This window comes from Pseudomonas sp. 32_A (genome assembly GCF_017490905.1).
Lineage (GTDB): Bacteria > Pseudomonadota > Gammaproteobacteria > Pseudomonadales > Pseudomonadaceae > Aquipseudomonas > Aquipseudomonas inefficax.
This window is the reverse complement of record NZ_JAFGYI010000003.1, coordinates 23,661-49,590: the sequence shown is the minus strand read 5'-3', so window position 1 is coordinate 49,590 and position 25,930 is coordinate 23,661. Positions and strand designations below refer to the sequence as shown.

Below are 25,930 nucleotides of genomic sequence, written 5' to 3'. Positions count from 1 at the left end.
GGGGCCCCCCTGTGGGAGCGGGTTCACCCGCGAAAGGGCCGGTACAGGTTATCTGCATGCGTTAAGCTTGAGCCCATGAACCTCGACACCCGCATCAAGTACCGCCACCTGCTGTGCTTCCTGGAGATTGCCCGGCAGGGCAGCCTGGCCAGGGCTGCCGACATCCTGGCAATCAGCCAGCCAGCCATCTCCAAGACCCTCAAGGAGCTCGAGGACCTGCTGGAAGCGCGGCTGTTCGCGCGCAGCCGCCAGGGCGTCGAGCTGACCCCGGCCGGCACGCGTTTCATGCGTTACGCCGGGCCCAGCGTGCAGGCCCTGCGCGATGGTGTCAGCAGCCTGCGTGGCGAGGCGCGGGCGCCGTCGCAAGTACGCATCGGAGTGCTGTCCACGGTCGAAGGCCTGCTCATGCCCGAAGTGCTGTGCCGCCTGCACCAGCGGCATGAGGCGCTGGTGATCAGCGTGGTCACCGGGGTCAGCGCGCAGTTGCTCGGCCAGTTGCGCCTGGGTGAACTGGAGCTGGTGGTCGGGCGCATGACCGACAGCCCGCAGATCCAGGGCCTGTCGTTCGAGCACCTGTACAGCGAGTCGATGAGCCTGGTGGTGCGACCGCGTCACCCGCTGCTGGCAACCACGCCAGTAGAGCGGGGGCAGGTGGAGCGTTACCCGCTGGTGCTGCCGCCAGCCGGCACCACCATCCGTCAGCATGCCGACAGCCTGTTCGTGCAATGTGGCATCCAGATGCCGGCACAGCGCCTGGAAACCCTGTCGCTGGCGCTGAGCCGGCGCTATCTGCTGGGCAGCGATGCCGTGTGGGTGGCGCCGCGCGATGCGGTGCTGCTCGACCTGCGCCGGGGCGAACTGGCCGAGCTCGACCTGGGGGTGCGCGAGCCGGGCGGCTCGGTCGGCATCTGTCGCAATGCCGCCTTGCCGCAGAGCCTGCCGGGGCAGTGGGTGTGCGAGGTGTTGCGCGAGGTGGCAGGGCAGTATCGAGAGGGCAGCTATCCCTGAACGCAGGTTCGGCCCTATCGCTGGCAAGCCAGCTCCCACAGGTTGACCACAGGCCCGAAGCAGGTGCCATCCCTTTGGGAGCTGGCTTGCCGGCGATAGGGCCAATGCAGGCTTCTCAGCATTCAGCTAAATAAATCCCCCGCAAAACCGGGCAAAGGCGTCGCAACCGATCAATACTGGCCACTGGCTGCACATCCTTTGATGAATAAGCGTTTAACTACTGAACTTCCTTACCAAAACCCGCTCCTATGCCGGTAGCCATTGGTCATGGCCGCCTGCTAAGCTCGCGGCTTTACCCTGATTGCCCTTTTGGCGCATGAACAAGGAAATAGCATGAAACAGCATCGTTTGGCGGCTGCGGTTGCCCTGGTAGGCCTGGTACTGGCTGGCTGTGATCAACAGACCAGCAGCCCCGAGCTGAAGACTCCGGCACAGAAAGCCTCCTACGGTATCGGCCTGAACATGGGCAAGAGCCTGGCTCAGGAAGGCATGGAAGACCTTGATTCCAAAGCAGTCGCCCTCGGTATCGAAGACGCCGTTGGCAAGAAAGAACAGCGCATCAAGGACGAAGAGCTGGTAGAGGCCTTCACCGCGCTGCAGAAGCGTGCCGAAGAGCGCCTGGCCAAGGCCAGCGAAGAAGCCGCTTCCGCCGGCAAGAAATTCCTCGAGGAAAACGCCAAGAAACCAGGCGTGGTCACCACTACCTCGGGCCTGCAGTACGAAGTGGTCAAGAAGGCCGACGGCCCGCAGCCCAAGGCGACCGACGTGGTCACCGTCCACTACGAAGGCAAGCTGATCGATGGCAAGGTGTTCGACAGCTCCGTCGAGCGTGGCAGCCCGATCGACCTGCCGGTCAGCGGCGTGATCCCGGGTTGGGTCGAAGGCCTGCAGCTGATGCACGTCGGCGAGAAGTACAAACTGTTCATCCCGGCTGAACTGGCCTACGGCGCGCAGAGCCCGAGCCCGCTGATCCCGGCCAACTCGGTACTGGTGTTCGACCTGGAACTGATCGCCATCAAGGATCCGGCCCAGCTGCAAGGTGCCGAGCCGGAAGCGGAAGCTCCTGCTGAGGCCCCGGCCGAAGCGCCTGCCAAGTAACACTGGCTGGCCCACGCAAAACGCCCCGTCCTGACGGGGCGTTTTCGTTTGTGCCGGGTGGTTGGACGAACCTGCAACTGCTGATACTGTCCGAGGAAATGCAGCGTGAAGAAGCAGGAGGCTTCTGACGCAAACTGTTTGCGGCGTACGCACCCACGGTGTGAAACGGCTGTGTAAAAAACGCCCGATCTGACCGGGGCCCTTGCCTGGCAGGCACCTGGGGTCGGAAACGTCGCCCTGTTCACAAGGTTATCCACAATAAATGTGGATAACCTTTCCCTCTTGGAGGCTCCATGAGCGCACCCTGGAATTTCGCCCGTTTCCTGCCCTTGGCCGAGCGCCTGCTCAGCCGTGGCCGGTTGCCGGCCTTGCTGTTTGCGGTAGCCCGCAAAGGCCCGCGCATCGGCCAGTTGCGTGAAGATGTGAAGCTGCTGCAGTCGTTGTGCCTGGCCTGGTGGCGCGGCGAGTACCGCGCCATCAGCCCCAGGGCGCTGGTCACCATCGTTGCCGGGCTGCTGTATTTCGTCAGCCCCATCGACGCCATCCCCGACTGGCTGCTGGGCGTGGGCTTTCTGGACGACATCGCGGTGCTGGGCTGGGTGCTGAAGACCGTGGCCGACGAACTGGCGCGCTTCAAGGCCTGGCGTGACAGCCAGGCACCCGAACGGCTGCGCGTGGTCGAGCGCCTGCCGGCCACCCCCGAAGCGCTGCGGTTGGAACGCAACACGCAGTGAAAACTGGCCGCAACCGCAGCGCAACTGCACAGACCCCAGAGTTGGTAATATAATTGGCATAAGGGTTATGCCTACGGATTACATGCTGTAATCCTTTTTAAAGGGGTTTGTAATGGGTATTCAGGTCATCAGCCGGGACGGTCAACCCGAGTACGCCGTCGTTCCCTGGGAGCAGTACCAGGCACTGCTCAAGGCCGCGGGGCAGGCACCTGCCGAGGTGGTTGCCAGTGCAGCGCAGGGCGATGCAGCCAGTGCGCCCTTGCCAGCCTTCAGCGAAGTGGCGCAGATTCGCCAGGCCAAGGGCATTGCGCCTGAGCAACTGGCGCGCAATGTCGGCGTAAGCCCGGCTTACCTGGCCATGATCGAATCGGGCGAGCGCCAGCCGGATGCTGCCATCCGCCGAGCCCTGGCTTGGCATCTGGGGGTGGCTGGCTGGAGCGAGCCATCATGAGCCAGGTCAGGATCAGCCGTCAGCACTGGGATAACCTGCTGGGCGAGCTTGACCTGGCCCGTCGTCAACGTCACCTGCTGACGTATCGAGCGCTGATCGAGCGCTTGCAGTTGCCCAGCCCGGCCATGCAGACGCTGACCGCCGCGCTGGAGTACCTGGCGGTGCTGGATGCCCGCGCCGAGCAGCCATTGCGCAGCTCGCTGGTGATCAGCCAGGGTGCCAGCCGTTTGCCGCGTACCGGCTTCTTTGAATGCGTGGAGCGCCTGGGGCGTTTCTCCGGGCCGGTGGATGGCATGGAGGCGGCGTCGTGGCATGCCTCCGAGGTAGTGCGGGTGTTCGAGTACAGCTACCCCGAAACAGCCTGATTTTTGCCTGTGCCGGCCTCTTCGCGGGTAAACCCGCTCCCACAGGTTCACCACAGGGGTTGAGCCTTGTGTTGTACCTGTGGGAGCTGGCTTGCCGGCGATAGGGCCGGAACAGGCAGTGCATCCCTGTGAATCAATCCACAAGCCCTGCCATCGGCATCTACCACCTCCAATGCATCCAGTTGCTGGTGCCGGCCAAACAACTCCAGCAACTGCCCAGTCGTCGCATTGAGCCGCACTGTCGGCTGTTCTACCCGCGGAGCATTCACCAGCGCCGGTAGCGGCCAGCTTGCGCGCGCCCCCAGCTCCTGCGGCCGTCCCAGCAGGTAGCCCTGCACCAGGTCCACACCCATCTCCACCAGCACCGCCAGCTCTTCCGCCAGCTCGATGCCTTCGGCAATTACCTGAGCCTTCGACGCCCTGGCAATCTGCAAGATCGAACCGACGAACTCGCGCTTGAGCGGGTCGCGGTGGATGCCGTCGATGAAATGGCGGTCGATCTTCACGTATTCGGGGCGCAGCTCCGACCACAGGCGCAGGCTCGAATAACCCGCCCCCAGATCGTCGATGGCAATCGAGAAGCCCATGTCGCGGTAGTGGTGCAGGGCGTTGGACAGCAACTGGAAGTCGTCGGTCGGGGTGTGTTCGGTCAGCTCGATCACCACCCGGCTGGGCGGCAGCCCGACCTGTTCGAGCAGCTTCAGGGTCTGACCGGAGGGATAGTGCGGCTCTAGCAGCGACTCCGGTGAGATGTTGAGAAACAGCTTGCCCTGCAACTGCTGTTCGCTGAAACGCCGGCAGGCGCTTTCCCGGCAAGTTGCCTCCAGCTCGGTCAGGCGGCCGGCCTGGCGGGCGATGGTGAAGAGGTTAAGTGGTGCGTGCAGCGGGCTGTTGGACGGCCCGCGGCTCAACGCCTCGTGGCCGAAGACCCGCTGCTCGCTCAGGCACATGATCGGCTGGAACAGACTGTGAATGTTGCGTTGAGCCAGGATGGCACTCAAGGCACTGAGCTGTTCGGCGACGGTCATGACGTTTTCCTGAAAATGAAAGGGCCGGGCGTTTTCACGCCCGGCCCCTCTATTTCACGACAGCGCCATGACTGTTTGATGACAGGTGAAGCTAATTTGCCATCATTGCCGCAGTGCCTTACTTCTTGGCTACCTTGGTGCTCGCACTCAGGTAATCGATCAGAATGCGACCGGTTTCCGACAGGTAGGCATCGTCTTCGGGCTTGGTGTTTTCATCTTCGGTCGGCAGCGCGTCCTCGTCCTCTTTCTTCAGCTCCTTCAGCGGCTCTTCACCCTTGGCCTTGCGGCGGATGTTCTCCAGTGCCAGCTGCTTGGCCTCGATTTCGTCGTGGCGTGCACGGCGGTCCTGCTCGTTGAGGCTGACGGTCTTCTCGTTCATCAGCTTCTGGGTCAGGGCCAGGCGATCACGGATGTAGGTGAACTCCGCGTCCTTGTCGCTGCGCGCTTCATGCTGCGCCTTGAGCTGGGCCAGGAACGGCTTGAACGGGTCGGCCGCCGGCTTGACCACCGGGCGAATGGTGTCCCATGGCATGGCCTCGGGCAGGGCGCTCTCGCCGATTTCCTTGGTGTCGATGATCGACGGGTAGTCGATGTCCGGCAGCACGCCCTGATGCTGGGTGCTCTGCCCGGAAACCCGATAGAACTTGGCCAGGGTAAGCTTCAGCTCGCCATGGTTGAGTGGCTGGATGGTCTGCACGGTGCCCTTGCCGAAGGTCTGGCCACCGATGATCAGCGCACGGTGGTAGTCCTGCATGGCACCGGCGAAGATCTCCGACGCCGAGGCCGACAGGCGGTTGACCAGCAGCGCCAGCGGGCCCTTGTAGAAGGCACCGGGGTTTTCGTCTTCCAGCACATCGACACGGCCGTCGCTGTTGCGCACCAGCACGGTCGGGCCTTTCTCGATGAACAGGCTGGTCAGCTCGGTGGCTTCCTGCAGCGAGCCGCCGCCGTTGTTGCGCAGGTCGATGACCACGCCGTCGACTTTTTCTTTCTGCAACTCGGTGAGCAGCTTCTTCACGTCACGCGTGGTGCTCTTGTACTCCGGGTCACCGGCGCGGTAGGCCTTGAAATCGAGGTAGAAGGCCGGGATCTCGATGATGCCCAGCTTGTAGTCACGCCCGTCCTGCTTGAGCTTGAGCACCGACTTCTTCGCAGCCTGCTCTTCGAGCTTCACCGCCTCGCGGGTGATCGACACGATCTTGCTGGTCTGGTCGCTGGGCGCGTTGCTGGCCGGGATGATCTCCAGGCGCACCACCGAGCCTTTCGGGCCGCGGATCAGCTTGACCACTTCGTCCAGGCGCCAGCCGACCACGTCGACCATTTCCTTGTTGCCCTGGGCCACACCGATGATCTTGTCGGCCGGTGCCACCTGCTTGGTCTTGGCCGCCGGGCCTGCCGGCACCAGGCGCACGATCTTGACCTGGTCGTTGTCGCTTTGCAGCACTGCGCCGATGCCTTCGAGCGACAGGCTCATGTTGATGTCGAAGTTTTCCGCGTTGTCCGGCGACAGGTAGTTGGTGTGTGGGTCGTAGGACTGGGCGAAGGTGTTGATGTAGGCCTGGAAGATGTCCTCGGCACGGGTCTGGTCCAGGCGCGACAGCTGGTTCTTGTAGCGCTTGGTCAGGGTTTCCTGGATCTGCTTGGGTTCCTTGCCGGCGATCTTCTGGCGCAGTACTTCGTCCTTGACGCGTTTGCGCCACAGGTCGTCGAGCTCGGCCTGGTTCTTCAGCCACGGGGCGTCCTTGCGGTCGATCAGCAAGGTTTCCTTGGCGTTGAAGTCGATCTTGTCCACGCCCTTGTTCAGCTCGGCCAGGGCGAAGTCCAGGCGTTGCTTGACGCGGTCCAGGTAGCGTTTGTAGATGGTGAAGCCAGGGTCCAGGTTACCGCTCTTGAGGAAATCGTCGAATTGCGTTTTCCATTTGTCGAATTCGGCGATGTCGGCGGCGGTGAAGTAGCTGCGTGCCGGGTCCAGCAGCTTGATGTAGCTGTCATAGATGATGACCGAGCGGGCGTCGTCCAGCGGCGGCTTGCTGTAGTGGTGGCGCTTGAGCAATTCCACCACGTTGAGGCTGGCGACGATCTCGTCGCGGTCCGGCTGCAGGCTGTCCCACTTGTTGGCGGCCGCCGCATTGCCGCCGAGCGTGAGGCTGCCCAGGCCGATCATCAGCGCCAGGGCGGTGCTTGGGAGGAAATGCTTCATGCTGATTCGACGTGGAGACAATTGATCACGCATAGTAGGCCGTCTTTTCTGTTCACCGGTTGCAAATAACCGGATGCATACTGCAAAAAGCCTGGGGACTTGGCGTTCCCAGGCTCGGTCATATGATTCAACTATGGAGGCACTGTGAAGGCATTGCAAGGCGTTGACGGACATGTGGCCTGGGTCGAGGCCGAACGCCCGACCTGCGACGCAGGCCAAGTGCGCATTCGCGTGGCTGCTGCGGGGCTGAACCGCGCCGATCTGCTGCAGATGAAAGGTTTGTACCCACCACCGCCAGGCGCCAGCCCATACATGGGCCTGGAGTGTTCCGGCGTGATCGAAGAAGTGGGTGCCGGTGCTGACTGGCGGGTAGGTGATCGGGTATGCGCACTGCTGGCCAGCGGTGCCATGGCCGAGGAAGTGGTGGTGGATGCCCGTCACGTGCTGCCGGTGCCCGAGGGCCTGAGCCTGCACGAGGCGGCGGCGTTGCCGGAAGTGTATGCCACTGCCTGGCTGAACATCTTCCAGCTGGGTGGCGTGAAAGCTGGCGAGAAGGTGCTGGTGCACGCTGGCGCCAGCGGCGTTGGCTCGGCTGCCATCCAGTTGTGCAAGGCGTTCGGCAGCCCGGTGTGGGTCAGCGTCGGTTCGCAGGACCGCCTGGCCTACTGCGAGGCGCTGGGCGCCGCCGGTGGTGTGGTACGTAACGAGAACCTGGACGCGCTGGAAGGTTTCGGCCCGTTCGATGTGATTCTTGACCCGGTGGGCGCCAGCTACGGTGAGCTCAACCTCAAGTTGCTGGCGCGTGACGGGCGCTGGGTGATCATCGGCCTGATGGGCGGGCGCAAGTTCGAGCTGGACCTGGCGCAGGTACTGGGCAAGCGCCTGGAGATTACCGGTTCCACACTGCGCAACCGCGATGACGGCTTCAAGGCCGAGTTGTTGCGCGAATTGCAGCAGCAGGTGTGGCCGCTGTTTGCCGAAGGGCGCCTGTCGCCGCAGCTGGTGGATACCTACCCGGTGGAGTTTGCCCAGGCGGCGTATGCCGAGCTTGAGACCAACCAGGTGTCGGGCAAGCTGGTGATGGTGATCGACCCTAGCCTGATGTAAACAGGCCAGGCCTCTTCGCGGGTGAACCCGCTCCCACAGGGATTACCACAGGCTTGAAAACTGTGTGTTCCCTGTGGGAGCGGGTTTACCCGCGAAAGGGCCGGTGCAGGCAATGCGATTACCTCAGACCCAGCTCAGGATCGGCCACTTGTTGATCTCGGCATGCTCGCGCAACACCGCATCCGGGTTCACCACATGCGGATGATCCACCTTCAGCAACAACGGCAAATCGTTGCGCGAGTCGGAATAGAAACTTGCCCCCTCCAGGTTCTCCTGCTCCTGGTCCAGCCACTCCAGCAACCGCGTGATCTTCCCTTCGCGATAGGTCAGTACCCCATGGGTCTTGCCGGTATAAACCCCATTCACCGCCTCCAGTTCGATCGCCAGGTACTCGTCCACGCCCAGCCGCGCCGCAATCGGCCCGACCAGGTGCGTACCCGACGCCGAAATGATCAGGATGCGATCCCCGCGCTTGCGGTGTTCGGCGATGCAGCGGCAGGCGTCGCCGTAGATGATCGGCTCGATCACCTCTTCGACCCACGGCTCCACCAGGTGCTCGACCTCTTCCAGGGTGCGCCCGGCGATCGGCTCCAGGCTGAAGGCCATGTAATCCTCCATCTGCAGGTGGCCCTTGCCATAGGCCTCCATCAACTCATGGTCGCGGCGCAGAAATTCCTTGCCGTCGACCCAGCCCAGCCGGGCCATCTGCTCGCTCCACAGCGATGCGCAGTCGCCGTGGATCAGGGTTTCGTCCAGATCGAAAATTGCCAGTGCCATGGTGTTTATTCTCCTTAGGCCACTTCCCGTAGCGCCGTGGGGTCGATCGACAAGCTTACCCGTTGCCCGTCCGCATGCAGGTCGGACGGTGAGCGGTTGAGCACATCGACCACCAGTTCCACCTCGCGCACCCGCACCTTGTAGCGGATCACATTGCCCAGCAGGCTGTGGCTGCGCACTTCGGCGTCCAGTTCGCCGTTGACGCCCAGGGTGATCGACTCGGGGCGGATCGCCAGGCGGCTGGCCACCGGGCGCTGCAGCAGGCGGCTGGCGCTGTCGGCGTCGAGCAGGTTGTAGTTGCCGATGAAGCCGGCGGCAAACAGGTCCACCGGCGCGGTGTAGAGGGTTTCGGCGTCGCCGCTCTGGACGATGCGCCCCTGGTTCATCAGGAAGATGCGGTCGGACATGGTCAGCGCCTCTTCCTGGTCGTGGGTGACGAAGATGGTGGTCAGCCCCAGCTCGCGCTGAATGGCGCGGATCTGCTCGCGCAGGTGCTTGCGGATGCGCGCATCCAGCGCCGACAGTGGCTCGTCGAGCAGCAGCAAACGCGGGCGGGTGACCAGCGAGCGGGCCAGGGCCACGCGCTGGCACTGGCCGCCGGACAACTGGTGCGGGTAGCGCCCGGCGAAGTTGCCCAGTTCCACCAGCTCCAGCGCCTCGCGCACCCGGGCCTGGCTCTCGTCGGCCTTGACCTTCTGCATGCGCAGGCCAAAGGCCACGTTCTGCTCCACAGTCATGTTGGGAAACAGCGCATAGCTCTGGAACACCATGCCGATGCCACGCTTTTGCGGGCTCAGCGGCACGATGTCATGGCCGTCGAGCAGGATCTGCCCTCTGTCCACCGGGGTCAGCCCGGCGATGCAGCGCAGCAGCGTGGACTTGCCGCAACCGGAAGGGCCGAGCAGGGTAACGAACTCGCCGCGTTCGATACGGCAGTCGATGTTTTCGAACACCGGGCTGCCGGCGTAGCTTTTTTGCAGTTTCTGTACGCTGACGAAGCTCATGTCAGGTCTTGTCCTTGTTCAGGCGGTTGGCGACCCAGGTCAGTACCAGCACGAAGGCGAAGTACGAGATCACCAGCGCGCTGTTGAAGTGGCCGCTGCTGTTGCGCATGTTGTTCAGGTACACCTGCAGGGTCTCGTAGCGGGTGCCGACCAGCAGGTTGGCGAACACGAACTCGCCGAACAGGAACGAGAACGACAGCAGCAACGCCACCATCAGGCCCTTGCGCAGGTTCGGCAGTACCACCAGCAGCGCTGCCTGCCAGGTGCTGGCGCCCAGCAGTTGGGCGGCGTCCATCAGGTCGCGCAGGTTGATCGCCTGCAGGTTGTTGGTAATGGCCCGGTACATGAACGGCAAGGCGATGGTGAAGTAGCAGCCGATCAGGATCCACGGTGTACCGACCATGGCCATGGGCCCGCTGCCATACAGCTGCAACAGCCCCACCGACGACACCACCGGCGGCACCGCGAACGGCAGCAGGATGAGGATGTTCATCAGCGCGTCGAGCCTCGGGAAGTGGTAGTGCACCACGAACAGCAGCGGCAGGATCAGCACCACCGACAGCAGCAGCGCGCCCACGCACACCAGAAGCGACTGGCCGAAGGCCGCCAGGAAGCGCGGCTCGCTCCACAGCGCGATGTACCATTTGAAGGTGAGGCCGCTGGGCAGCAGGCTGGCCGACCAGCTGGTGGCCAGCGAGTAGAGCAGGGTGCCGGCCAGCGGCAGCAGCAGGATGAGGAACAGCAGGTAGACCACGGCGCGGTGGTACCAGCCGCCGGAACGGGCGTCAGCGCGCATGGTAGCTCCTTTTCAGCAGCCATTGATGCACCACCGTGACCAGCGTCATCAGCCCCACCAGGACCATCGCCAGGGCGCTGGCCAGGTTGGGGTCGAGGCTGATGTCACCAGCCACCAGGCCGGCGATGCGGATCGGCAGTACGTTGAAGTTGCCGGTGGTCAGCGCGTACACGGTGGCATAGGCACCGAGGGCGTTGGCCAACAGGATGACGAAGGTGCCCAACAGTGCCGGAGCCAGCACCGGCAAGCCGATATGCCGCCAGAATTGCCAGTGGCTGGCGCCCAGCAGCGCGGCCGACTCGCGCCAGTCTTCGCGCAGGGCGTCGAACGCGGGGTACAGCAGCAACACGCCAAGCGGGATCTGGAAGTAGGTGTACACCAGGATCAGCCCGCTCTTGGAATAGATGCTGAAGTCTTCCAGCAGGCCGACCTGCTTCAGCAGCAGGGTCAGCGCGCCATTGAAACCGAGCAGGATGATGAAGGCGAAGGCCAGCGGCACCCCGGCGAAGTTGCTGGTCATGTTGGCGAAGGCGCTGACGAAGTCGCGCAGCTTCGAGTCCACCTGGCGCAGCGAGTAGGCGCCGAGGGTGGCGATGACGATGCCGAACAGGCTCGACCAGAAGCTGATCTCCAGGCTGCGTTGCAGAGCCTGCAAGTAGAACTTCGAGGCGAATACCTTGCTGAAGTTGTCCACGCCCCAGCCCGCTTCCGATTGCAGGCTGTTGATCGCCACCCAGGCCAGCGGGGCAATCTGGAAGATGACGAAGAACACGGCGAACGGTAGCAGGCACAGCAAGGCCAGGTAGCGGCTACGGGCGCTGCCGCGCTTGGGTGTGGTCACTTCAGCAGCTCCCGGCAGACGCTCTTGTCATGCGGCGCGCCAAGCAGCTCGCAGATGGTTCCGCACAGCTCGGTCTGCAGCGGTTTGGCCGCAGGGTCGAGGCTGAAGGCATCGCCGAAGACGAACAGTGGCACTTCGCGTTCCTCGGTCAGCAGGCCATTGTGCGAGCGGTCGTTGTTCATGCCGTGGTCGGCGGTAACCAGTACCTGGTAGCCCTCTTCGAGCCAGGCTGGCAGGTAGTCGGCCAGCAGGATGTCGGCGCTGCGCGCGGCGTTGCGATACTGGCTGCTGTCCAGGCCATGGTGGTGGCCGACATCGTCGATGCTCATCGGGTGCACCAGCAGGAAGTTGGGGGCGTGGCGGCGGCGCAGGTACTCGCCGTCGGCCAGCAGGTGCGAATCGGGGTAACGGTCGTCCCAGTAGAACAGCCCGTGCTGGATCGGCAGTTTCGGTGCGTGGGTATGGCGGTCGCGCTGCGGGTCGAAGGGCGAGCGGTTGTACAGTTCGCTCATCCAGTGATAGGCCGCTGCCGCGGTGCCGAGGTTGGCCTCGCGGGCGTAGTGGAACACGCTGCGCTGGTTGGACAGGCGGTTGACGTTGTTGTGCACGATGCCGCTGTCGATCGGAGGCACGCCGGTGAGGATGCACTCGTACAGCGGCCGCGACAGCGACGGCAATTCGCATTCCACGCGGTACAGCGCGGCACGGTCGGCCTCGACGTAGGCGTGCAGGTGGCCCATGGCGTGGTGGGCGACCTGGTAGTTGAGGCCGTCGAGCAGGACCAGGATGACGTTGTGTTGCATGGTGGCTCCAGTCATGAATCGCGTTGCCTTCTTCGCGGGTAAACCCGCTCCCACAGGGTTGTGCGCCAGCATTGAGGTGCACGCTGTCCCTGTGGGAGCGGGTTCACCCGCGAAAGGGCCGGATCAGGCACTACAAAAGCTAGCCCCTTACTCCATCTCGATGATCACTTGCTCCTGCCACATCTGCGGCAGTGCCTTGGAGGTCTTTTCCCAGGCCTCGGCATTCTTGATCGGCTGCGCCGCCTTGTACTGCTCATTCGGCAGCAGCTTGGCCTGCACGTCTGCCGGCAGCTTCAGGTGCTCGGCACGGATCGGCCGCGCATGCCCCTTGGCCAGGTTGATCTGCCCGGCGTCGCTGAAGATGTACTCACGCGTCAGCTTGGCCGCATTCGGGTGCTTGGCGTACTTGTTGATAACGGTGGTATAGCCGGAGATCACCGAGCCATCCGACGGGATCAGCACTTCGAAACGCTTGGGGTCGATCTGCTCGCGGTAGCTCAGGCCGTTGAAGTCCCACACCACGCCCACTTCCACCTCGCCCTTCTCCAGGGTCTGGATGGTCGGGTTGGCCAGCGACAGGCGCTTCTGCTGGGCCAGCTTGGTGAACAGCTGCAGGCCCGGTGCCAGGTTGGTCTCGTCACCCTTGTAGGCGATCGCCGCAGCCAGCACGCCGTTGGCGGCCTGGGCTGCGGTGCCGACGTCACCAATGGCGACCTTGTACTTGCCTTTTTCCAGGTCGTGCCAGGAGGTTGGCCGCTCGCCTTCCTTGACCAGGTCCTTGTTGATGATGAAGGCGATGGTGCCGGTATAGGCCAGTGCCCAGTGGCCGTCCTTGTCCTTGGCCCAGCTCGGCACCTGGTCCCAGGTGCTCGGTTTGTACGGTTGGCTCACGCCCCTGCTCACGGCAATCGGGCCGAAGGCAGCACCCACGTCGCCGATGTCGGCGCTGGCGTTGTCCTTCTCGGCTTCGAACTTGGCAATTTCCTGGGCCGAGCTCATGTCGGTGTCGCTGTGCTTGAGGCCGTACTTGCTGGCCAGGTCTTCCCAGGTGCCTTTCCAGTTGGCCCAGGCATCGGGCATGCCCACACTGTTGACGTTGCCTTCCTTGCGGGCGGCGTCTTCCAGGGCCTTGAGGTCGGTATCGGCGGCCATGGCCGTGGTACACAGGGCGATGGCCGAACCGAGCAGTGACGCCATGAACAACTTTTTCATCCGAAGCTCCTTGGGTGGGTGCCTTTAGCGATGGTTGTTATGAGTGAAGCCGTTGTCTGGTGACCGTTGGTCTAGGTCAGCAAACCTTGAGCCAAGGTAGGCTGCTTGCGTGACAGTTTGATGTAGGGAAGGGCCGATGACGGCCCTGAAGCTACAGCGTAGACCACGCAGCCGCCCCGGTTCTGCTGGCTTGGCGCGTTTCTGGCAGTGTCTGGCCAAAGCCTTTGTCACGGGATGTTCATCAGCCCTGCCTAGGCTTGCACTATTCTCCAAGTGCCCTGTTCTGGGGCTGGACTAGTCCAGATAGGTAACCTTTGATGCAGTCGATGCCACCGCGTGCGGTAACAGCCATCTGCCACGCCCTGCAGGAACAGATCGAGCACGGCCTGCTGGCGCCGGGCGGCAAGCTGCCGGCCGAGCGCAAGCTCAGCGAGGTGTTCGACACCACGCGCATTACCCTGCGTGAGGCGCTGGTGCAGCTGGAAGCCCAAGGGTTGATCTACCGCGAAGAGCGTCGCGGCTGGTTCGTCGCGCCCGAACGGCTGACCTACGACCTGATCGAGCGCAGCCACTTTCATGCGATGGTCCGCGACCAGGGGCGGGTGCCCAGTACCGGGCTGTTGTCGGCGCGGCTGCAGCCGGCTTCGGCGGCCATCTGTGCGCGCTTGCAGCTGCCGGCGTTGTCCAGCGTGGTGCGTATCTGCCGGTTGCGGCGGATCGATGGGCGAGCGGTGCTGTATGCCGAGCACTACCTCAACCCCCGGTACTTCCCGGAGATTCTCGAACAGGACCTGGCCCAGTCGCTGACCGAGATTTATGGGCGGGTGTATGGCATCCAGTATGGGCAGGTGTGCTTCGAGATCTTGCCGACGGCATTGCCAGTGGAGGCGGCCAGCGCCTTGAAGGTGTCGGCGGGAAGCCCCGGGTTGCATATCACCCGGGTCAACAGTGACCAGCATGGGCACCTGATCGACTGTGACCTGGAGTATTGGCGGCATGATGCCATCCGCATTCGAGCCCAGGCGGGATGAAGTGTTGGCTTCTTCGCGGGTAAACCCGCTCCCACAGGGACCGCACAGGTTTCAGCCTGCACAGTACTTGTGGGAGCGGGTTCACCCGCGAAGAGGCCCTAACTGGAGGAACCGGCAGTCACTACCTGCACTGACAACCTTGGCGTCGCCAAATCCAGCCCCGCCTCGTCCAGCTGCCGCTTCAACGCCAGGTTGAACGCCCGCGAAACCTCCCACTGCTTGATCGGCGCAGTCTTGAACCGCGCCCGCAGGATCGCCGACCCCGACTCGAAGCTCTCCACCCCCTGCAGCTCCAGCGGCGACCAGATGTTGCGGCGCATCAGCGGGTCGTTGCGCAGCTTCTGCCCCACTTCGCGAATCAGCGTGATTGCCTGGTCGATGTTCATGCTGTGCGGGATCGCCACGCGGAAGATCGCGTAGCCGAACTCGCGCGAGTAGTTCTTGATGCTCTTGATCTCGCTGAACGGGATGGTATGCACGATGCCGTCGATGTCGCGCAGGCGCACGGTACGGATGGTCAGCCCCTCCACCGTGCCCAGGTGCCCACCCACATCCACGTAGTCGTCTATTGCCAGCGAGTCCTCGATGATGATGAACAACCCGGTGATCAGGTCAGCCACCAGCGACTGCGCACCAAAGCCGATGGCCAGGCCGATCACACCGGCACCCGCCAGCAGCGGGGTGACGTTCATGCCCATGTTGGCCAGGGCGACGATTACCGCAATGATGAAAATGACCACGAACATCACGTTGCGGATCAACGGCATCATGGTTTGCGCGCGGGCGTTGGCCAGGCCCCGGCGCGAACGCACCAGGGCGTGGTGCACGGCGGTGTCGGCAAGGATCCACACCAGCCAGGCGACGATCAGCGTGCCGGCCAGGCCCAGCAGGCGCACGCTTATGTCGTGGCCGTCGCCTTCGGCGAAGCTGATCATCGACAGGCCCCACACGCGCAGCCCCAGCTCGATGAACACCAGCCAGATGAACAGGTGCACCAGCAGGTAGCCGAAGTTGCGCAGGCGCTCGGCGTACACCGCCTGGCGCTTGTTGGCGCGCTTGGGGTTGGCAGCGTGGCGGCGTACCAGGCCGTTGAGCACCATGCACACCACCACCAGCACCGTGCACATCAGTGACTGGCGCAAGGCAGTGCTGGTGTCACCGGCCGAGATGAACGTAGCGAACAGCGAAATCGCCACCAGGATCAGTGCCGGCACGAACCAGAAGCTGCCGAGGATTTCGATGGTGTCGCTGAGCGTGCGCCGGGTCAGGCGCCGTGACAGTGGCTGGTTGCGGATCAGGTGGGCGATCGGGCGGCGGAAACGCAGGATGAACAGCCCCGTGCACAGCGCCGCAATCACGTTGGCCAAGGTGGCCAGCGCGTGGGCCAGGTGGGTGCCGAGGGCGACCGTCAGGCGCGGGTCGCTCATCGCTTCGCCAAACGCGGCGAAGCTGCCGATCAGCCACAGCGGGCGAAACGCCTGGTGGCGCAGGATGTGCAGGGCGCGGTGGCGATGGGGGCCGTCGAGCAGCGAGAAGGCGATCACGCAGATGGCCGAGAAGCAGGTGCCGACCACCAGTGCGTAGGCCAGCACCATGGCCAGCGACTTGCCCAGCGACGGCGGCAGCACGAAGCTCAGGTACACGGTGAACACCAGCGCAACCAGCCATGGGCCCAGCTTGCGCAGGGCAAAGCGCACCAGGTCCCAGGTGCGCGGGTGCTGCGGCAGTTCCTCGCTCAGGCCAAAACGCAGGCGTACCCGGTGCCCGACCCAGTTGAAGGCATAGGCCAGCACGCTCCAGACGGCGATGACGGCGGCAAAGCCGAACAGGATGGCCGGCCACTGGTGCACCGGCACCACCAGCTCGGTCAGCTCGACCTGGGCCTGTTCGATTTCCGCTGCCCAGCGACGGAACGGGCTGGCATCGCCGCTGAACTGTTTTTCGAAGTCATGCAGGGCGCCGCCGATCAGGCCGAGCACGCCCTGTTCGACGGTAGGTTGCGATTGCCTGGTGGCGTCGCGCAGCTTTTTCAGGTCGGCCAGCAGCTTGGCCCGCTGCTGGTCGTTTTCCAGGTTCCTGATCACCTCGTCCAGCGACTTGCCCAGCGGTTCGCTGGCCTCAGGCTGCGCGGGCGTGCTGCCACCAAGCAGGCCGGGCAGGCCCGCAGCCTGTAGCGGGGTGACAAACAGGAACAGCAGCAGGAACAGGCAACGCAGAAGGGCAGGCACTGGCAAAACTACCTCAGGTCAAACGATTGGCCGAGTGTAGAGGTTCACGACGGCAGTTGCTCCAGGATTTTCCAGCAGGTGAGGCCGAAGATACCCAGGGTGCCGACCCACATCATCAGCACACCGATGTTGCGCTCGCGCAGGCTGAAGCCGATGGTCAGCAGCATGAGGAACAGGAACACCGGCACGAACAGGGAAAGGAACGGGGACATGGACAGCAATCCTTTTGCAGTAGGGCCATGTAACAAGCATAGCGGGTAGCAGGCGAAGCGGGATTGACCTTGGGCAGGTCTGGCCTCTTCGCGGGTAAACCCGCTCCCACAGGCATGGCACAACTGCTGAAAGTTGTGCGGTCGCTGTGGGAGCGGGTTTACCCGCGAAGAGGCCGAGCCTGCCTACATCAACATCAAGGCAACTCGCGGCAACGGTAGAAGGCGCTCAGCACCTTCACCAGGTGCGCCAGGTCATGGCTGCCGCACAGCTCGCGAATCGAATGCATGGCAAAGGTCGGCAAGCCGATATCCACCGTACGCACGCCCAGGTGGCTGGCAGCAATCGGCCCGATGGTCGAGCCACAGCCCATGTCGCTGCGTACCACGAAGCTCTGCACCGGCACTTCCTCGGCCATGCACAGGTGGCGGAAGAACCCGGCGGTTTCGCTGTTGGTAGCGTAGCGCTGGTTGTTGTTCACCTTGATGACCGGCCCGGCGTTGAGCTTGGGCCCGTGGTTGCCGTCGTGCTTGTCGGCGTAGTTGGGGTGCACGCCGTGGGCATTGTCGGCCGACACCATCAGCGAGCGCTGGATGGTACGCACATAGGCGTCGCCATCCGGCAGCAGGCGCTGCAGGGTCTGCTCCAGCATCGGGCCGTCGGCCCCGCAGGCCGAGCAGCTGCCCACTTCTTCGTGGTCATTGCACACCAACACACAGGTTTCATCGCTGTCGGCGGCCAGCAGGGCCTGCAGGCCGGCATAGCACGACAACAGGTTGTCCAGGCGCGCACCGGCGATGAAGTCGCCGTTCAGGCCCACCAGCGCGGCGTCCTGGGTGTCGTAGAAGCTCAGCTCGTAATCCAGCACCACATCGGCGATCAGCTCGTGCTCGCGGGCCAGTTGCTCGGTGAGCAGGGCGCGGAAGTCGATGCGCTCGTCACCCGCCACCTGGGCCAGGATTGGCGGCAGCTCGTTCTGCGGGTTGATCGCCCAGCCTTCGTTGGCGGTGCGGTTGAGATGGATTGCCAGGTTGGGGATGACTGCGATTGGCAGCTTGAAGTCGATCAGCTGGCTCTCGACCTTGCCGTCACGGCGGTAGGTGACCCGGCCGGCCAGCGACAGGTCGCGGTCGAACCATGGCGCCAGCAGGGCGCCGCCATACACTTCGACGCCCAGCTGCAGGAAGCCCTGGCGCTGCAGCTCGGGCTGCGGCTTGACCCGCAGGCACGGGCTGTCGGTGTGGGCGCCGACCATGCGGATGCCGTTCAGCAACGGTGCCTGCTTGCCCAGCTTGATGGCGATGATCGACGAGTCGTTACGGGTGACGTAGTAGCGGCCGCCAGGCGCTGTGGCCCAGCTGTCGCGCTCGTCCAGGCGTTGGTAGCCGGCAGCTTCCAGGCGCTGGGCCAGGCTGGCGGTGGCGTGGAAGGGCGTGGGGGAGGCCTTGAGGAAATCGACAAGGCCAGAATTCAGTGCGTCGCGCATGGCTCACTCCAGACAGCAGTGGCGCGAGTTTAGCGTATTGGGTCAGTAAATTGTGTCTGCCTCTTTGCGGCTAAAGCCGCTCCCACAGGGACCGCACCGCTCTTGAGGGCTGTGCAGTCCCTGTGGGAGCGGCTTTAGCCGCGAAGAGGCCAGTACAGGCAATACGAATTCAGAAAGGCGCAGGGCACTCGAACTTCAACCGCTCCCCGGTCACCGGGTGGGTAAAGCTCAGCATCGAGGCATGCAGGCACAGCCGCTCATGGGCCGCCAGCGCCTCGGGGTTGGCATACAACCGGTCGCCCAGCAGCGGGTGCCCGATCGACAGCATGTGCACGCGCAACTGGTGCGAACGCCCGGTAATCGGTGTCAGCTCTACCCGGCAGTAATCACCGCAGCGCTCGACGATGCGCCAGAAGGTCAGCGCATGCTTGCCCTGCTCGTGATCCACCACATGCCGTGGCTTGGTCGGCGGGTCGTAGCGCAGCGGCAGGTCGATGCTGCCGCTGTCCAGCGCCGGCTGGCCCCAGCACAACGCGGTGTAGGCCTTTTCGGTTTCGCGGTCGTGGAACTGGCGCGACAGCTCACGGTGGCTGTCGGCATCCCGGGCCAGCAGGATGATGCCGGAGGTTTCCCAGTCCAGGCGGTGCACGATCAACGCGTCGGGGTAGCCGTTTTCCTGCAGGCGGGTGATCAGGCAGTCCTTGTTGTCCTCGGCGCGGCCGGGTACCGACAGCAGCAGGGTCGGTTTGTTGATCACCAGGATAGCGGCGTCTTCGTGCAGGATCTGGATGTTGGACAGCGGCATTGCAGTATCTCTGTGATATCGGGGAAACCATTGGGGCCGCTTTGCAGCCCCAATGATCCAGGCCAGGTCGCGAAATCAGCGATCCGGCAAGGTGATGTTCAGTTCCAGAATCGAGCAGCTACCCTGGTTTTCCAGCTCGATATGCACGTCATCGTTGCCGATGTTCACATACTTGCGGATCACTTCCAGCAGTTCTTTCTGCAGCGCTGGCAGGTAGTCCGGTTCGCTGCGTTGGCCGCGCTCGTGCGCCACGATGATCTGTAGACGCTCTTTCGCTACCGACGCGCTGGTCTGTTTCTGTCTGCCACGAAAGAAGTCAAAAAGGTTCATGGTTTACTTGCCTCCAAACAGGCGCGCGAAGAATCCTTGCTTCGGCACTTCGATGAACCGCAGGGGCTTTTCTTTGCCCAGCAGACGGTCGACGGTATCGCTATAGGCCTGGCCGGCATCGCTCTGGTCGTCGAGGATCACCGGGATACCCTGGTTGGAAGCCTTGAGCACTGCCTGGCTCTCGGGGATCACACCCTTGAGCTTGATCGCCAGGATCTCTTCGACGTCGGCGATGCTCAGCATTTCGCCCTTTTCCACGCGCTCCGGGTGGTAGCGGGTGATCAGCAGGTGTTCCTTGATCGGCTCTTCGCCGTTCTCGGAGCGGCGCGACTTGCTCGACAGGATGCCCAGCATGCGGTCGGAGTCGCGTACCGAGGAAACCTCGGGGTTGGTCACCACGACGGCTTCGTCGGCGAAGTACATCGCCAGGTGCGCGCCTTTCTCGATACCGGCCGGCGAGTCGCAGATGACGTAATCGAAGGTTTCCTTCAACTCCATCAGCACCTTTTCCACGCCTTCCTGGGTCAGCGCGTCCTTGTCACGGGTCTGGCTGGCGGCCAGCACGAACAGGTTCTCGAGGCGCTTGTCCTTGATCAGGGCCTGTTGCAGGTTGGCCTCGCCGTTGACCACGTTGACGAAGTCGTACACCACGCGGCGTTCGCAGCCCATGATCAGGTCGAGGTTACGCAGGCCCACGTCGAAGTCGACGATGACGGTCTTGTGGCCGCGCAGTGCGAGGCCGGTACCAATGGCGGCGCTGGTGGTGGTCTTGCCCACACCCCCCTTGCCGGAAGTAACCACGATAATCTTGGCCAAGGTGTTTCACCCCTAAAATAATCGGGACACAAGTCCCTGCAAAAATACAAATAAATGGCAACGATAAAAAGTTGCACTAAAAATGCTGGCAAGTATCCGTTAAAGACGGGTGATGTTCAACACGTCGCCAGACAGGCTGATTTGCACGCCGGTGCCCCACAGCGGGTCGCGGCGCAAGTCTTCGCAGACCTTGTACTGGCCGGCGATGGAGACCATTTCGGCGGTCATCTGCTGGCAGAAGATACGCGCCTTGGTATTGCCTTTGATGCCGGCCAGGGCACGGCCGCGCATGGCGCCGTACACATGGATGTTGCCATCGGCCAGAAGTTCCGCCCCCGGGCTGACCGAACTGGTCACCACCAGGTCGCCACCCTGGGCGTAGATCTGCTGGCCGCCCCGTACTGGCGCAGTGATGATGCGGGTCGGGCGCACCTCGGGCTCGAGGATTGGCGGCGGGACGGGGGCCGGCTCGGGCTTCTTCACTTCGGGTTCAGGCTCCAGCGGCCGTTCGCGTGCTCCTGATGGCGGCAGCACCGGCAGGTCGATGGCGATGGCAGCGGCGATGTCCTCGATGCGGTTGGCACGGATGGCCAGGGTACGCAGGCCGTGGTGGCGGCAGATGCGCATCAAGCCGGGCAGGTCGATTGCCCCCTCGTCGGCCGGCAGCTTGTCCAGCGCCAGCACCAGCGGCGTGTTGCTGAAGAAGTTCGGTGCCTGGGCGACTTTGGCCGCCAGTTGGCGGTCGAGGGCTTCAAGGTCATTGCGCGCCAGTTCCAGCACTGTAATGGCGAGCATGCTGCCCTTGAGCTGGAACACGGAGGCGGTGTCGGGTGTGTGGTTTGGGCTCATGGTCTGCATAGACGGCTTGTTGCGAAAAAAGTGCCCTGACTTATAACGATAAGACCGGTTGCCCGCAACATGCGCTGATCCGTTGTAGAATGCGCGGCCTTTGTCTTTCCGGAAGCTTCAATGGAACGCCCGCGTTTTCGTCCCTATTTCCTTCACCCACGTTTCTGGGGCCTGTGGCTGGGCCTGGGCCTGCTGTGGCTGGTGGTCCAGTTGCCGTACCGGGTCCTGTTGAAAGTCGGTGCCGCGCTGGGAGCGGTGATGTACCGCTTTGCCGGTGAGCGGCGGCGCATTGCCGCGCGCAACCTGGAGCTGTGTTTCCCGGAGCTGTCGGTCGACGAACGGCAGCGCCTGCTCAAGGCCAACTTCGCCTCTACCGGTATCGCCTTCTTCGAAATGGCCATGAGCTGGTGGTGGCCCAAGGCCCGGCTGGCGCGCCTTGCCCATGTCGAGGGGCTGGAGCACCTGCAGGCCGCTCAGCAGGCGGGGCAGGGGGCCATCCTGATGGCCGTGCATTTCACCACCCTGGAAATCGGCGCCGCATTGCTGGGCCAGCAACACACCATCGACGGCATGTACCGCGAACACGGCAACCCGCTGTTCGACTTCATCCAGCGCAGCGGCCGCGAGCGGCATAACCTCGACTCGCTGGCGGTGGAGCGCGAGGACGTGCGCGGCATGCTCAAGCTGCTGCGTTCGGGCCGGGCGATCTGGTACGCACCCGACCAGGACTATGGCGCCAAGCAGAGCCTGTTTGTGCCGCTGTTCGGCATCCCGGCGGCGACGGTGACTGCCACCACCAAGTTTGCCCGGTTGGGCAAGGCGCAGGTGATTCCGTTCACCCAGAAGCGCCTGGAGGATGGCAGCGGCTATCGGCTGGTGATCCACCCGCCGCTGGCGGACTTCCCCGGGGAGAGCGAAGAGGCTGACTGCCTGCGCATCAACCAGTGGGTGGAAAGCGTGTTGCGCGAATGCCCCGAGCAGTACCTGTGGGCGCATCGCCGGTTCAAGTCGCGGCCCGAAGGGGCGCCGCGGCTGTATGAGAAGAAAAAGCGCTGAGCCGTGCTTTGCCTGTGCCGGCCTATTCGCGGGTGAACCCGCTCCCACAGGTATTGCATAGCCTTCAAGGCCTGTGGAGAACTTGTGGGAGCGGGTTCACCCGCGAATAGGTCGGCACTGACAGCACACCAACCCCAGGAAGGACTCCTATGGCCCCACCCCCGGTAACCGGTCTTATCCTTTCTGGCGGCGGCGCCCGCGCTGCCTACCAGGTCGGCGTGCTGGCCGGCATTGCCGAGCTGCTGCCGCCTGGCGCACACAACCCCTTCCCGGTCATCGTCGGCACCTCCGCCGGCGCCATCAACGCCGTCACCCTGGCCAGCGGCGCCACCCATTTCAGCGACGCCGTACAGCGGCTCACCGCCTTCTGGCAGAACTTTCGCAGCCATCTGGTGATCCGCAGCGACTGGCCCGGGGTGGTCCGCCAGGCCAGCCGCTTCGTCGCCCACAACCTGCTGGGCGTGGGTGGCCCGGCGCCAGTGGCGCTGCTGGACAGCAGCCCATTGCGCGGCTTGCTGCAGGCGCACTTGAACCTGGACGGTATCGCCCACTCCCTGGCTGCCGAACAACTGCGCGCCGTTGCGGTAACCGCCTTTGGCTACGAGTCCGGCCAGGCGGTGACCTTCTACCAGGGCCGCGACACCATCGAAGCCTGGTTGCGCCACCGCCGCATCGGCATGCCCACGCCGTTGACCATCGACCACCTGCTGGCCAGCGCGGCCATCCCGTTGCTGTTCGCCCCGGTGCGGCTGGGCGACGAATATTTCGGTGATGGCGCGGTACGCCAATCGGCGCCGATCAGCCCGGCCCTGCATCTGGGGGCCAGCCGAGTACTGGTAGTCGGGGTCAGCGGCAACCCGCAGCGGCCGGCGCCACCATTGCCGACCCAGCGGGTGTTCAGCGGGCAGCAGCCGAGCCTGGCGCAGATCGGCGGGCACATGCTCAACAGTACGTTCATTGACAGCCTGGAAGACGACATCGAGCTGCTTCAGCGCCTCAACCACTTGAGCCACCTGTTGCCGGCGCACCTCGACGCCCGGCGTCTGGGCCTGGCGCCAATCGATGTGCTGGTGGTAGCGCCCAGCCAGCCGCTGGACGAGATTGCCGCGCGGCACCGGCGCGAGTTGCCGGCGGCGTTGCGCATGTTCCTGCGCGGGCCGGGGGCGACGCGTACCAGCGGGGCGGGGGTGTTGAGCTATTTGCTGTTCGAGGCCAGTTATTGCAGCGAGCTGATCGAACTGGGGCGAAAGGATGCCTTGGCCAAGAAGCGCGAGCTTTGCCAGTTCCTGGGGATTTGATGTTGCCTGTGCCGGCCTCTTCGCGGGTAAACCCGCTCCCACAGGGATCGCACGATACCTGTGGGTGGTGCAGTCCCTGTGGGAGCGGGTTTACCCGCGAAGAGGCCTGGCCTGCTTACTCGGCTATCTGCAGTTTGCGCGCCTGGGTATACACATACCGCACCTTCTCGTACTCGAACGGCGAGTTGAGCTGGCCATAGCGGAATTTGGTGCTGTAGCGCTTGTCCACCACGCGCAGCACGGAGATTTCCGGGTGGTCGCTGCTGGCTTCGGCCACGTTCAGGTAGTTGATCGCCTGTTCGCCCGCATAGTCCACCACCAGCCCGGTGGCATCGCGCAGGTTCGACGGCCCCAGTACCGGCAGCATCAGGTACGGCCCGTCCGGTACGCCGTAGAAGCCCAAGGTCTGGCCAAAGTCTTCGCTTTGCCGCGGCAGGCCCATCTTGGTCGCCGGGTCCCACAGCCCACCCACGCCGATGATGGTGTTGAACATCAGCCGTGCGGTGATCTCTGCCGAGCGCTTGGCCTTCAACTGTAACACGCTGTTGAACAGGTTTGGCACGTCGCCCAGGTTGTTGAAGAAGTTGGTCACCCCGGTGCGCACGAAGCGCGGGGTGACGTACTGGTAACCGCTTACCATCGGCAGCAGCACCCATTGGTCCAGGCGGTAGTTGAAGTGGTAGACGCGCCGGTTGAGCGATTCCAGCGGGTCGTACACATTCAGTGCTTGCAGGGTGGAGCGCTCGAACTCGCGCTGGTCCAGCCCCGGGTTGAATTTCAGCTCGCGCAGCGGGTCGACGAAACCATCGGCCTCGGGCGTCAACGGTGCTTCGGTGACTTGCGGGTCGGCCTCGACCACGCTGGCCCGAGGGGCGGTTTCGGCGGCCATGGCCTGGCCGGCGGCGAACAGGGCAGTGGCAAAGAGGAGTTTGTTAACCACGGAAGAACTCCAGCATGGCGTCACTGTTGACGCGGTAGTTGAGGTTGCCGCAATGGCCGCCATGGGGATAAAGGGTCAGGCGGTCCCCAAACACCTTGCGCAGGAAGCCGATGTCACCAGGGCCGAGGATGACGTCGTCGGCGTTGTGCATCACGGCGATCTTGTCGCTGCTGCTCAGGTAGTCTTCCAGCGCATACAGGCTTACCTGGTTGACCAGTTGCAGGATGCTGTTGCCGTCGGTGCGGGCGCGCCACATGGGGATGACCTGCTCGGTCATGTAGCAGTCGAAGTCGCACTGCAGGGCGCGCTTGAAGAACGGCGTGAGGCTGCTGCCTTCGGTGATCGGGAACTTCGGCGGAATGATCAGGCCGCGGCGGTTGATCAGGTCGGAGGTGAAGGCAATGTCGGCCGCCGAGAAGCGGAACGAGGTGCCGATCAGCATGGCCATCTGCTCGTTGGACAGGTGCTGGCGCGACTGCTGGAAGTCGTACAGCAGGGCTTCATTGAGGTCGATGTAGCCTTTTTCCTGGAAGTAGCGGGTCAGCTTGGTCAGCATCAGCTCGTAGAAGGTGGTGCTGCGGTCGATGCCCTTGACCTGGGTTTGCACCAGCTTATCCAGGTTGTTGATCGAGGTGTACAGGTTGACCGGCGGGTTCAGCAGCAGCACGCGCTTGAAATTGAAGCTGCGGCGGGTTTCGTCCAGGTGGCTGACGAAGGCAGCGTCGAGTGCGCCCAGGCTGTAGCCGGTGAGGTAGAACTCGCTGATCGGCAGGCGTGGGTGCTGGGCGCGCACGGCCTGCATCACCCGGTACATGTCTTCGGCATCCTCCTGGCTGACGCCTGGGGTGGCGAAGCGCGAGGCGGCGCTCATGAAGTCATAGCTGGTGGGCGAGGACAGCTGCACTACGTGGAAGCCGGCCTGGTAGAACAGCTTTTTCAGGTATTCGTTGATGCTGCTGGTGTAGGGCGCACCGGTGCCGGCGATGATGAAGATCAGCGGCGCCTCGTGGTCCTGGCGGGCCAGGCGGTACTTGAGCTTCTTCACTGCCCAGAAATTGTCGGGCAGGGTGAACTCACGGTCCGGGCGCAGGTTGAGGCTGTAGTCGGACTGGCTGATTTCGTCGTCGCCGGGCAGGGTGGGGCGCTGGTCCGGCGGCGTGGTGGCGATGGTTGCCTCGAACGGGTTGGTCAAGGGGTAGCCATAGCTCGCGGCGTCGATATCCCGCGCCGAAGCGGCCACAGCCATGAGCAGGCCGCCGAGCAAGGCAGCGAGGCGCAAAGATCGAAGCATGTAATCCCCCAAAAGAACGCAAGGTCGAGCAGTGTGCAGGCTAGGACCACAACGGGCCGGGCAAAGTTGCCAGCTGCGGTGGTCTTTGGTGTGCTTGTTATCTGCAACATAGCTGCAGGAATGTGATTTTGCCTTACAACTGGGCATCGGCGATCATGGATGCTTT

Annotated in this window: 26 protein-coding genes; 9 read left to right on the top strand and 17 right to left on the bottom strand. The window is 63.6% G+C overall.

Going from position 1 to position 25,930, the window contains the following annotated elements; translation table 11 throughout:
• Window positions 1-75: 75 nt before the first annotated feature.
• From pcaQ to J5M58_RS02770, 5 genes are all read left to right on the top strand, one after another.
• Window positions 76-1,008, top strand: a complete 933-nt coding sequence (gene pcaQ, locus J5M58_RS02790) for a pca operon transcription factor PcaQ (RefSeq protein ID WP_112249354.1) — start codon at window positions 76-78, stop codon at window positions 1,006-1,008.
• A gap of 333 nt (window positions 1,009-1,341) precedes the next feature.
• Complete coding sequence (locus J5M58_RS02785; protein ID WP_112249353.1) at window positions 1,342-2,106, top strand: FKBP-type peptidyl-prolyl cis-trans isomerase; 765 nt, start codon at window positions 1,342-1,344, stop codon at window positions 2,104-2,106.
• Between the two features lie 293 nt (window positions 2,107-2,399).
• Window positions 2,400-2,840, top strand: a complete 441-nt coding sequence (locus tag J5M58_RS02780; protein ID WP_112249352.1) for a YkvA family protein — start codon at window positions 2,400-2,402, stop codon at window positions 2,838-2,840.
• 112 nt (window positions 2,841-2,952) lie between these two features.
• Window positions 2,953-3,291, top strand: a complete 339-nt coding sequence (locus tag J5M58_RS02775; protein WP_112249351.1) for a helix-turn-helix transcriptional regulator — start codon at window positions 2,953-2,955, stop codon at window positions 3,289-3,291.
• Entirely contained in the window at window positions 3,288-3,656 is a 369-nt protein-coding gene (locus J5M58_RS02770) for a hypothetical protein (protein ID WP_013971408.1), read from the top strand. The genes J5M58_RS02775 and J5M58_RS02770 overlap by 4 nt, the downstream gene beginning before the upstream one ends.
• A 47-nt stretch (window positions 3,657-3,703) precedes the next feature.
• Here J5M58_RS02770 and J5M58_RS02765 read toward each other — a convergent pair whose 3' ends face one another.
• Window positions 3,704-4,684: an EAL domain-containing protein gene (locus tag J5M58_RS02765; RefSeq protein WP_207877094.1), complete on the bottom strand. Its 981-nt coding sequence runs from the start codon at window positions 4,682-4,684 to the stop codon at window positions 3,704-3,706.
• A 118-nt stretch (window positions 4,685-4,802) separates the two neighbouring features.
• The gene (locus tag J5M58_RS02760) at window positions 4,803-6,884 is read right to left on the bottom strand and encodes a carboxy terminal-processing peptidase (protein WP_181457283.1); all 2,082 of its coding nucleotides are present in this window, start codon (window positions 6,882-6,884) and stop codon (window positions 4,803-4,805) included.
• A gap of 144 nt (window positions 6,885-7,028) precedes the next feature.
• Here J5M58_RS02760 and J5M58_RS02755 point away from each other — a divergent pair, with 144 nt between their 5' ends.
• The gene (locus J5M58_RS02755; RefSeq protein WP_112249348.1) at window positions 7,029-7,991 is read left to right on the top strand and encodes an NAD(P)H-quinone oxidoreductase; all 963 of its coding nucleotides are present in this window, start codon (window positions 7,029-7,031) and stop codon (window positions 7,989-7,991) included.
• A 123-nt stretch (window positions 7,992-8,114) separates the two neighbouring features.
• On the opposite strand, the gene J5M58_RS02750 is transcribed toward J5M58_RS02755, so the two are convergent.
• The 6 genes from J5M58_RS02750 to J5M58_RS02725 form a co-directional block, all read right to left on the bottom strand.
• The gene (locus J5M58_RS02750; RefSeq protein ID WP_207877092.1) at window positions 8,115-8,768 is read right to left on the bottom strand and encodes an HAD family phosphatase; all 654 of its coding nucleotides are present in this window, start codon (window positions 8,766-8,768) and stop codon (window positions 8,115-8,117) included.
• Window positions 8,769-8,782: 14 nt separating this feature from the next.
• Window positions 8,783-9,772: an ABC transporter ATP-binding protein gene (locus J5M58_RS02745; RefSeq protein WP_207877090.1), complete on the bottom strand. Its 990-nt coding sequence runs from the start codon at window positions 9,770-9,772 to the stop codon at window positions 8,783-8,785.
• A 1-nt stretch (window position 9,773) separates the two neighbouring features.
• Entirely contained in the window at window positions 9,774-10,568 is a 795-nt protein-coding gene (locus J5M58_RS02740; RefSeq protein WP_013971414.1) for an ABC transporter permease, read from the bottom strand.
• Window positions 10,558-11,409, bottom strand: a complete 852-nt coding sequence (locus J5M58_RS02735; protein WP_112249343.1) for an ABC transporter permease subunit — start codon at window positions 11,407-11,409, stop codon at window positions 10,558-10,560. Before J5M58_RS02735 ends, J5M58_RS02740 begins: the two co-directional genes overlap by 11 nt.
• Window positions 11,406-12,212, bottom strand: coding sequence for an alkaline phosphatase family protein (locus J5M58_RS02730; protein WP_207877088.1), 807 nt, complete (start codon window positions 12,210-12,212; stop codon window positions 11,406-11,408). Before J5M58_RS02730 ends, J5M58_RS02735 begins: the two co-directional genes overlap by 4 nt.
• Before the next feature lie 147 nt (window positions 12,213-12,359).
• Window positions 12,360-13,424 carry an ABC transporter substrate-binding protein gene (locus tag J5M58_RS02725; protein WP_207877086.1) on the bottom strand — a complete coding sequence of 355 codons (1,065 nt, stop codon included), beginning with the start codon at window positions 13,422-13,424 and terminating at the stop codon, window positions 12,360-12,362.
• A gap of 317 nt (window positions 13,425-13,741) precedes the next feature.
• Here J5M58_RS02725 and J5M58_RS02720 point away from each other — a divergent pair, with 317 nt between their 5' ends.
• The gene (locus tag J5M58_RS02720; protein ID WP_112249341.1) at window positions 13,742-14,455 is read left to right on the top strand and encodes a UTRA domain-containing protein; all 714 of its coding nucleotides are present in this window, start codon (window positions 13,742-13,744) and stop codon (window positions 14,453-14,455) included.
• 98 nt (window positions 14,456-14,553) lie between these two features.
• On the opposite strand, the gene J5M58_RS02715 is transcribed toward J5M58_RS02720, so the two are convergent.
• The 7 genes from J5M58_RS02715 to minC form a co-directional block, all read right to left on the bottom strand.
• Window positions 14,554-16,683 (bottom strand): mechanosensitive ion channel family protein, encoded by a 2,130-nt coding sequence (locus J5M58_RS02715; RefSeq protein ID WP_112249340.1) that lies wholly within the window; start codon window positions 16,681-16,683, stop codon window positions 14,554-14,556.
• A 44-nt stretch (window positions 16,684-16,727) separates the two neighbouring features.
• Complete coding sequence (locus J5M58_RS02710) at window positions 16,728-16,895, bottom strand: hypothetical protein (RefSeq protein WP_166674223.1); 168 nt, start codon at window positions 16,893-16,895, stop codon at window positions 16,728-16,730.
• A gap of 194 nt (window positions 16,896-17,089) precedes the next feature.
• Window positions 17,090-18,379: a M18 family aminopeptidase gene (locus J5M58_RS02705; protein WP_207877084.1), complete on the bottom strand. Its 1,290-nt coding sequence runs from the start codon at window positions 18,377-18,379 to the stop codon at window positions 17,090-17,092.
• A 169-nt stretch (window positions 18,380-18,548) separates the two neighbouring features.
• Window positions 18,549-19,184, bottom strand: coding sequence for an RluA family pseudouridine synthase (locus J5M58_RS02700; RefSeq protein ID WP_112249338.1), 636 nt, complete (start codon window positions 19,182-19,184; stop codon window positions 18,549-18,551).
• Window positions 19,185-19,259: 75 nt separating this feature from the next.
• Window positions 19,260-19,514: a cell division topological specificity factor MinE gene (gene minE / locus J5M58_RS02695; RefSeq protein WP_003252572.1), complete on the bottom strand. Its 255-nt coding sequence runs from the start codon at window positions 19,512-19,514 to the stop codon at window positions 19,260-19,262.
• A 3-nt stretch (window positions 19,515-19,517) separates the two neighbouring features.
• Complete coding sequence (minD, locus tag J5M58_RS02690; protein WP_133970635.1) at window positions 19,518-20,330, bottom strand: septum site-determining protein MinD; 813 nt, start codon at window positions 20,328-20,330, stop codon at window positions 19,518-19,520.
• A 99-nt stretch (window positions 20,331-20,429) separates the two neighbouring features.
• Complete coding sequence (gene minC / locus J5M58_RS02685; protein WP_112249336.1) at window positions 20,430-21,188, bottom strand: septum site-determining protein MinC; 759 nt, start codon at window positions 21,186-21,188, stop codon at window positions 20,430-20,432.
• A 111-nt stretch (window positions 21,189-21,299) separates the two neighbouring features.
• On the opposite strand from minC, the gene J5M58_RS02680 reads away from it, so the two are divergent.
• The gene (locus tag J5M58_RS02680; protein ID WP_133970636.1) at window positions 21,300-22,235 is read left to right on the top strand and encodes a lipid A biosynthesis lauroyl acyltransferase; all 936 of its coding nucleotides are present in this window, start codon (window positions 21,300-21,302) and stop codon (window positions 22,233-22,235) included.
• A gap of 149 nt (window positions 22,236-22,384) precedes the next feature.
• A complete protein-coding gene (locus J5M58_RS02675) occupies window positions 22,385-23,533 on the top strand; it encodes a patatin-like phospholipase family protein (protein WP_112249334.1) in 1,149 nt (382 codons plus the stop codon).
• 115 nt (window positions 23,534-23,648) lie between these two features.
• Here J5M58_RS02675 and J5M58_RS02670 read toward each other — a convergent pair whose 3' ends face one another.
• A complete protein-coding gene (locus J5M58_RS02670; RefSeq protein ID WP_112249333.1) occupies window positions 23,649-24,473 on the bottom strand; it encodes a VacJ family lipoprotein in 825 nt (274 codons plus the stop codon).
• Entirely contained in the window at window positions 24,466-25,764 is a 1,299-nt protein-coding gene (locus J5M58_RS02665) for a serine/threonine protein kinase (RefSeq protein WP_112249332.1), read from the bottom strand. The genes J5M58_RS02670 and J5M58_RS02665 overlap by 8 nt, the downstream gene beginning before the upstream one ends.
• Between the last annotated feature and the right edge of the window lie 166 nt (window positions 25,765-25,930).